The following is a 6,207-nucleotide window of genomic DNA, read 5'->3' as shown; positions in this document are numbered from 1 at the left end:
GCGGTCGGCGGCGCGGTCGGCGGCGCGGTCGGCGGCGCGGTCGGCGGCGCGGTCGGCGGCGCGGTCGGCGGCGCGGTCGGCGGCGCGGTCGGCGGCGCGGTCGGCGGCGCGGTCGGCGGCGCGGTCGTCGAGGGCGAGACCGCCGTGCTCGCCGGGCTCGCCGTGCTCGTCGTGCTCGGATCCGGGGCGGGCCGTGCGCGGCCGCCCGGCGACCTGCGGCCGGCGGATACCACCCGCGGGGCGGCGACGGGGGGTGGACATGCGGTGACCTCCTGGGGTGGTCGACCTGGGAGCGGGGGCGGCCGGTCGGGCCGCCGGTGGGTGGACGCCCGGGGGCGCGCGGTGTCAGCCGCCTGCGCCGGGCGTGACGAGCGGTTCCAGGGCGTCGACCTTCCAGCCGTCGTCGGTCCGGAACATGCCGAGCTCGATGCGCTGGCGGGTCACGGCGGGCTCGCCGCCCTCCGCGGTGACGGTCACGTCGACGCCGGCGAGCACCCGCGCGGTACCGGCCCGCGGATCGACCTCGGTGACGGCGGCGTCGGTGACCTCGGCCGAGGTGGTGCGGCCCTGCTCGCTGACGAGCTGCGCGTAGGCGTCGCGGTTCTGCACGAACTCGTCGCGCACCGATCCCGCCGACGACTGGATCCACAGGTCCAGCCCGCGCTGCGGGTCGGCGTGGTCGAGCGTGTTGAGGTTGACCACGGCCTGCCGGGCGTCGCGCAGCGCCTCGTCGCGGGCCTGCGCGACCTGCACCGCGTCGCTGTTCAGCGCGAACAGCCACAGCGCGCCGAGCAGCAGCGCCGCCACGGCCGCGGCCACCGCCGCGAGCGGCAGCGCGCGCGCCCAGCGGCCGGGCGCGGCCGCCCCGGCACCGGGATCGGCACCGGAGTCGGCACCGGAGGCCGGGCGTTCGTCGAGTTCGGTGTTCATGGGGAGCGTTCCTCCTCCCGGCTGCGGGGGCACAGCCGCTCGGTGGTCGCGCCGGAGGGCGACCGGTGGACCGGCCGGGGGGCGGGCCGTCCGGGTGGACGGCCGCGGTTCCCGCGGTCGTGCTGGCTGTCGCGTCCCGTGCGGGACGCGACCGCGGTGCGGGCGGGGCGGCGTGCGGTGCGCACCGCGCTCACCCGCCCAGCAGGATCTGTGCGGCGTCGGTGACCAGGTCCGGCCCGCTCGTCCGGCGGACCGCGTCGTCGCCGAGCGAGCCGGCGTTCGGCCGCGGCGCGGGCCCGAAGTCACGGGGCCGGTCCACCGGTCCGCCGCCGAAGCTCGGGTGCCCGGAGTTCCCGGAGTAGTCCGGCACCTCCAGCGGCTCCGGCCGGGGCGCGTTCTGCATCCCGCGGACCGACGTCGGGCTGCCGGGCGGCTCGGCGCAGCGGGCCTCCTCGTTGACCGGCGTCTCGCTCACGTCGAGCGCGCCCCGGTTGGCGGTGCCCTCGTAGCCGCGGGTGCACACCGGCGGATCGAACAGGTTCACCACCAGGCCGAGGTGCGCGGTCCCGTCGCCGGGCACCACCTTCGGCGCGATGGCGACCAGCCCCGGGTAGGTGACCAGGATCTGGCGGAGCCCGGCCTGCCGGGGCTCGAGCAGCTCGGCGACCGTGCGCAGGTTCGCGACGGACTCGCCGAGGCCCGGCCCGCTCTCCCGGAGCAGCGCGCTGACCTGCTCGCCGGTGCGCGGGCCGTCGTCGATGATCCGGCGGATGTCCGGATCGGACTCGCGCAGCTGCTCGGCGATCTCGCGCAGTCCGCCGGCGAACTCGCGGAACTGCGGCGCGACCTCGTTCTGGGTGGTCAGCACCGGGCGGGCGTCCCGGATCAGCGCGGTCGTCTGGGGCAGCGCCTCGGTGGCGGCCCGGGTGAACTCGCCGGAGGTGTCGAGCAGCTGCTGCAGCGGCTGGGCGGTGTCCTGGAAGCCCTGGCCGAGCTCGGCGACGACGGTGCGCAGCGAGTCCTGCGGCACCGTGGACACGAGCTGGTCCAGCTCGGTGAGGAAGGTGTTGATCTCGATCGGGGTGCGGGTGCGCTCCTGCGGGATGACGGTGCCCGCGGCGAGCGTCTCGCCGCCGTCGGCGACCGGCTGCAGGTCGACGAACTGCTCGCCGATCGGCGACAGGTTCCCGACGACGGCGGTCGCGTCGGCCGGGATCTCCGGCGCGCCGTTGTCGATGTCCAGCTGGACGTCGACGCCGGCGTCGGAGAGCGTCAGCGGGCCGACCCGGCCGACCGTCACGCCCCGGTAGGTGACGTTCGCGCCGGTGAAGATCCCGCCGGACTCGGCGAGCTGCACGGTGACCGGGTAGGTCGTCGCGCCGAAGATCCGGTCCAGCCCGGCGTAGCGGAAGCCGGCGTAGCCGACCCCGACGACCGTGACGATCGCCAGCGCGATCAGCTGCCAGCGGACGGTCCTGGTGATCACGATCCACCTCCGAAGAGTCCGCCGAGCAGGCCGCCGCGTCCCGGCTCGGGAGCCGGGGTCGGGGCCGGGGTCGGCGGCGGGGTCGAACCGGGCGGCGCGGGCGTCGCGGCGCCGCCCTCCGGGGCGGGCTCCGGCGTCTGCTGCTCCGGTCCGAGCAGCGGCAGCTGCGGGACGCCCGGCACGGGCGGCGCGGCCGGCGCCCCGCCGCCGAGCAGCGGGGTGAGCAGCTGCGCGGTCGGCGGGAGCTCGGCGAGCCGGCCCGGGTCCAGCGGGAGGCCGGACTGGCGGGTGTTCAGGATGTTCCGCAGCACCGACCCCAGGTCGAGATCGAGCGTCACGTACAGGTTCGCGTAGTCACCGGCCACGGCGTCGGTCGCCGCGTCGGTGAACGGGATGGTGAGCAGCAGCTCCAGCGAGTCCGGCAGGTCCTGCCCGGAGTCGGCCAGGTTGCGCAGGATCGGCCGCAGCGCCTCCAGGTCGGCGATCAGGTCGTCGCGGGAGCGGTTGACCACGTCGGTCGCGACGCCGGAGAGCCGGTCGAGCGCCTGCAGCATGCCGACCAGCTGGGCGCGCTGGGCCTCCAGCTCGCGCAGGCCCGGGCTGATGTCGTTGAGCGCGGTGCGGATCTGGCCGCGGCGCTCGGCCAGCGTCGCGGACAGCCGGTTCACGCTGTCCAGCGCGCGGTTGATGTCGTCCTTGCTGTCGTCGAGCGAGCCGACCAGCTGGTCCAGGTTGCCCAGCAGCGCGCGGACCTCCGGCTCCCGGCCGGACAGCGCGTTGTTCAGCTCGGTGGCGATGGTCCGGATCTGCGCGACGCCGCCGCCGTTGAGCAGCATCGACAGCGCGCCGAGCACCTCCTCCACCTCGGCGGCCCGGCTGGTGGCGGCCAGCGCGATCTGCCCGCTCTCGGCGAGATCGCCCTGCCCGGGGCCGTCCGGCGAGGCGAGCTCGACGAACTTCTCGCCGAGCAGCGAGGTGGTGCGCACCCGGGCGGTGGCGTTCGCGGGCAGCTGCACGTCGCCGTTCACCAGCACGGTGACGACGGCGTTCCAGCGCTCCGGCTCGACCGACACCGACTCGACCGCGCCGACCGGCACGTCGCCGACCCGCACGATCGACTGCGGCACGAGATCGACGACGTCCGGGAACTCGATGCGCACCGGATAGGGGTCGTCGCCGAGGTTCGCACCACCGGGCAGCGGCACCCCGCGGAGCCCGCCGTTGATCACGCCGCAGCCGCTCGCGGTGACCGCGACCGCGGTGAGCAGTGCGGCCACCCGGCCGGTCCGGCCGGTCCGGGCCATCACGATCCACCTCCGAACAGGCCGCCGAACAGGCCGCCGCTGCGCTCCTGCGGCTCGGGCACCGGGGTCGGCGTCGCCTGCCGGGACGACGACGGCGCCGGGGTCGGGCTCGCGGGCGCGGTCCCGGACGGGGCCTCCGCCGGCGCCGGGCCGGGGGCCGGCGGCGGCGCGGTGCCCGGGTCGCGCAGCTGCGAGCCGGGATCGGTCAGCGACAGCGGCGAGCCGGGCATCAGCTGCGGCACCGCCGGGTTCGCCGCCGGGCCGCCCTGCTGGAGCTGGGTGATGATGTCCTGCGGCGAGGGCAGCGGCACGATCCCGTCCAGGATCGGCGCGAGATCGCCGCACAGTCCGGTGACCGGCTCGAGCAGGTCACCGGGGATCGTCGCGCCGGTCCGCCGCAGCAGCTCGCAGACGATCACCGGTGCCGGGTAGGCCAGCTCGTTGATGTTCGCCCGGGTGTCCAGGGTCTCCGACGAGCCGTTGTAGATGTTCGCCAGGTTGCCCAGCGCGGCGGGCGCGGAGTCGGCGATCTCGGCCAGCGCGCGCTGGTGGTCGACGACCTCCTGGGTCACGTTGGCGAGCTTGTCCACGTTGGAGCGCAGCGTGCCGCGGTTGTCCTCGACGAAGTCGGAGACCTCGCCGAGCGCGAACGACAGCTCGTGCAGCGCCCCGCCCAGCTCGCCCCGCTGGCTCGCGAGGAAGCCGGTGACGTCGGCGAGCCGCTCGTTCAGCTCGCGCACCCCGGGATCGTTCTCGCGCAGGGTGGCGACGAACTTCTGCAGCTCGGTGATGGTGCCGAACAGGTCCTCGCTGGAGCCGCTCAGCGTCGCCGAGAGCCCGCCGAGGTTGCGGATCGTGTCGTTCAGGGCGCGCCCGTTGCCGTCCAGGTTCTCCGCGGCGACGTCGAGCACGTCGTTCAGCGAGCCGTCGGCGTTGGCGCCCTGCGGCCCCAGCGCGCGGGACAGCTCGGTCGCGGTCCGGGTCAGGTCGTCCACCCCGAGCGGGAACGCGGTCCGCTCCAGCGGGATCGGCGAGCCGTCCCACTCCGGGCCGCCGGTCCAGACCGGGGTCAGCTGCACGTAGCGGCCGGTGACCAGGCTCGGCGAGATCACCGCGGCCCGGACGTCGGCGGGGAGCCGGACGTCGTCGTCGGTGATGGTCATGTCGACCCGCACCCGGTCGCCCTCCGGGGTGATCCGGTCGATCTTACCGACCGGCACGCCGAGCACCCGGACGTCGTTGTCCTCGAACAGCGCGGCGGCGTTGGTGAAGTAGGCGGTGACCGGGCGGCCGCCGCCGGAGGTGATCATCCAGACGCCGGTCGCCGCGAGCACGGCGACCACGGCGACCAGCGCGCCGAGCTGGATCGCGCGGCGGTCGTTGGCCCAGGAGGCCATCAGCAGTCACCCCCGAGCGGGATCGCCGGCGGGAGCAGCCCGCACAGGTAGTTGTCGAACCAGCGGCCGTTGCCGAGCACGTTGCCGAACACCCGGATGAACACCGCTTCCTTGTCGAGGATCTCGCCGAGGTTGTCCCGGTTCTCCTCCAGCACGGCGAGCACCCGGTCCAGCGTCTCCAGGGCCGGCCGCAGCTGCTCGGAGTTGTCCGCGACCAGGCCGCGCAGCTGCACCGACAGCGTCCGGACGCCGTCGAGCAGGGCGGAGATCGCGTCCTTGCGGCGCTGCAGCTCGGCGAGCAGCAGGTTGCCGTCCTCGACCAGCTTCACGACGTCACCGCGGCGGTCGGCCAGCGTCGTCGAGAGCTGCCGGGTGTTGGCCAGCAGCTGCTTGAGCTCGGCGTCCCGGCTGGAGATCGTGGTGGACAGCCGGGACAGGCCGTCCAGCGCCCCGCGGATCTCCGGCGGGGTGTCCCGGAAGGTGTCCGAGAGCGTGTCCAGGCTGGCCGCCAGCTGGTCGGTGTCGAGCTGGTCGATGGTGCCGGACAGCTCGTTGAAGGCGTCCACGACGTCGAACGGGGACTTCGTGCGGTCCCGGCCGATCGGCTCGCCCGGGTCCTGCTCGGCGTCCCCGCGCGGGTCCAGCGCGAGGAACTTCGAGCCGAGCAGCGTGGCGATCTCGATCGAGGCGGTCGTGCGGTTGCCGACCCAGGCCTCGTCGACGGTGAACGCGACGAGCACGTGATCGCCGGCCAGCTCGACGCTCTGCACCCGGCCCGCCTCGACGCCGGCGATCGTCACCCGGTCCTGCGCCTGCAGGCCGGCCGCCTCCGGGAACTGCGCGGTGTAGCGGGTCGCGCCGGAGAACAGCGTCTCGAAGTTGAACGCGGCCAGCGTGAGCGCCACGACGGTCACCAGCCCGATCGTGGCGACCAGGACGGGCCGCTTCTGCCCTGCCTGTGCCATCAGTTTCCTCCCGGCGCCAGCAGCGCGGTCGGGTCGCCGTCGCCGACGCCGCCCGGCCCGGTCGGCGCGGCGGGCTCCAGGAGCGTGCCGACCGACTCGGTACCCGGGTCGCGCATCAGCGGGTT

6 protein-coding genes are annotated in these 6,207 nt (G+C 75.2%); all 6 read right to left on the bottom strand.

Annotated features, from left to right (window positions below):
- Window positions 1-261 (bottom strand): hypothetical protein (locus tag ABD160_RS28295; protein WP_344028059.1); only part of this gene is annotated, 261 nt, incomplete at its 3' end.
- 84 nt (window positions 262-345) lie between these two features.
- Entirely contained in the window at window positions 346-930 is a 585-nt protein-coding gene (locus ABD160_RS28290) for a hypothetical protein (protein ID WP_344028056.1), read from the bottom strand.
- Window positions 931-1,120: 190 nt separating this feature from the next.
- Window positions 1,121-2,416, bottom strand: coding sequence for an MCE family protein (locus tag ABD160_RS28285; RefSeq protein ID WP_344028054.1), 1,296 nt, complete (start codon window positions 2,414-2,416; stop codon window positions 1,121-1,123).
- Window positions 2,413-3,720: an MCE family protein gene (locus ABD160_RS28280; RefSeq protein WP_344028052.1), complete on the bottom strand. Its 1,308-nt coding sequence runs from the start codon at window positions 3,718-3,720 to the stop codon at window positions 2,413-2,415. The genes ABD160_RS28285 and ABD160_RS28280 overlap by 4 nt, the downstream gene beginning before the upstream one ends.
- On the bottom strand, window positions 3,720-5,117 hold the full coding sequence (locus tag ABD160_RS28275; RefSeq protein WP_344028049.1) for an MCE family protein: 1,398 nt from the start codon (window positions 5,115-5,117) through the stop codon (window positions 3,720-3,722). Before ABD160_RS28275 ends, ABD160_RS28280 begins: the two co-directional genes overlap by 1 nt.
- Complete coding sequence (locus ABD160_RS28270; RefSeq protein ID WP_344028046.1) at window positions 5,117-6,082, bottom strand: MCE family protein; 966 nt, start codon at window positions 6,080-6,082, stop codon at window positions 5,117-5,119. Before ABD160_RS28270 ends, ABD160_RS28275 begins: the two co-directional genes overlap by 1 nt.
- Window positions 6,083-6,207: the final 125 nt, after the last annotated feature.

Origin of the sequence: Pseudonocardia kongjuensis (assembly GCF_039526905.1) — a bacterium.
Classification (GTDB): Bacteria; Actinomycetota; Actinomycetes; order Mycobacteriales; family Pseudonocardiaceae; genus Pseudonocardia; species Pseudonocardia kongjuensis.
Note: the sequence above shows the minus strand (reverse complement) of the source record. Positions and strands in the feature narration are given on the sequence as shown.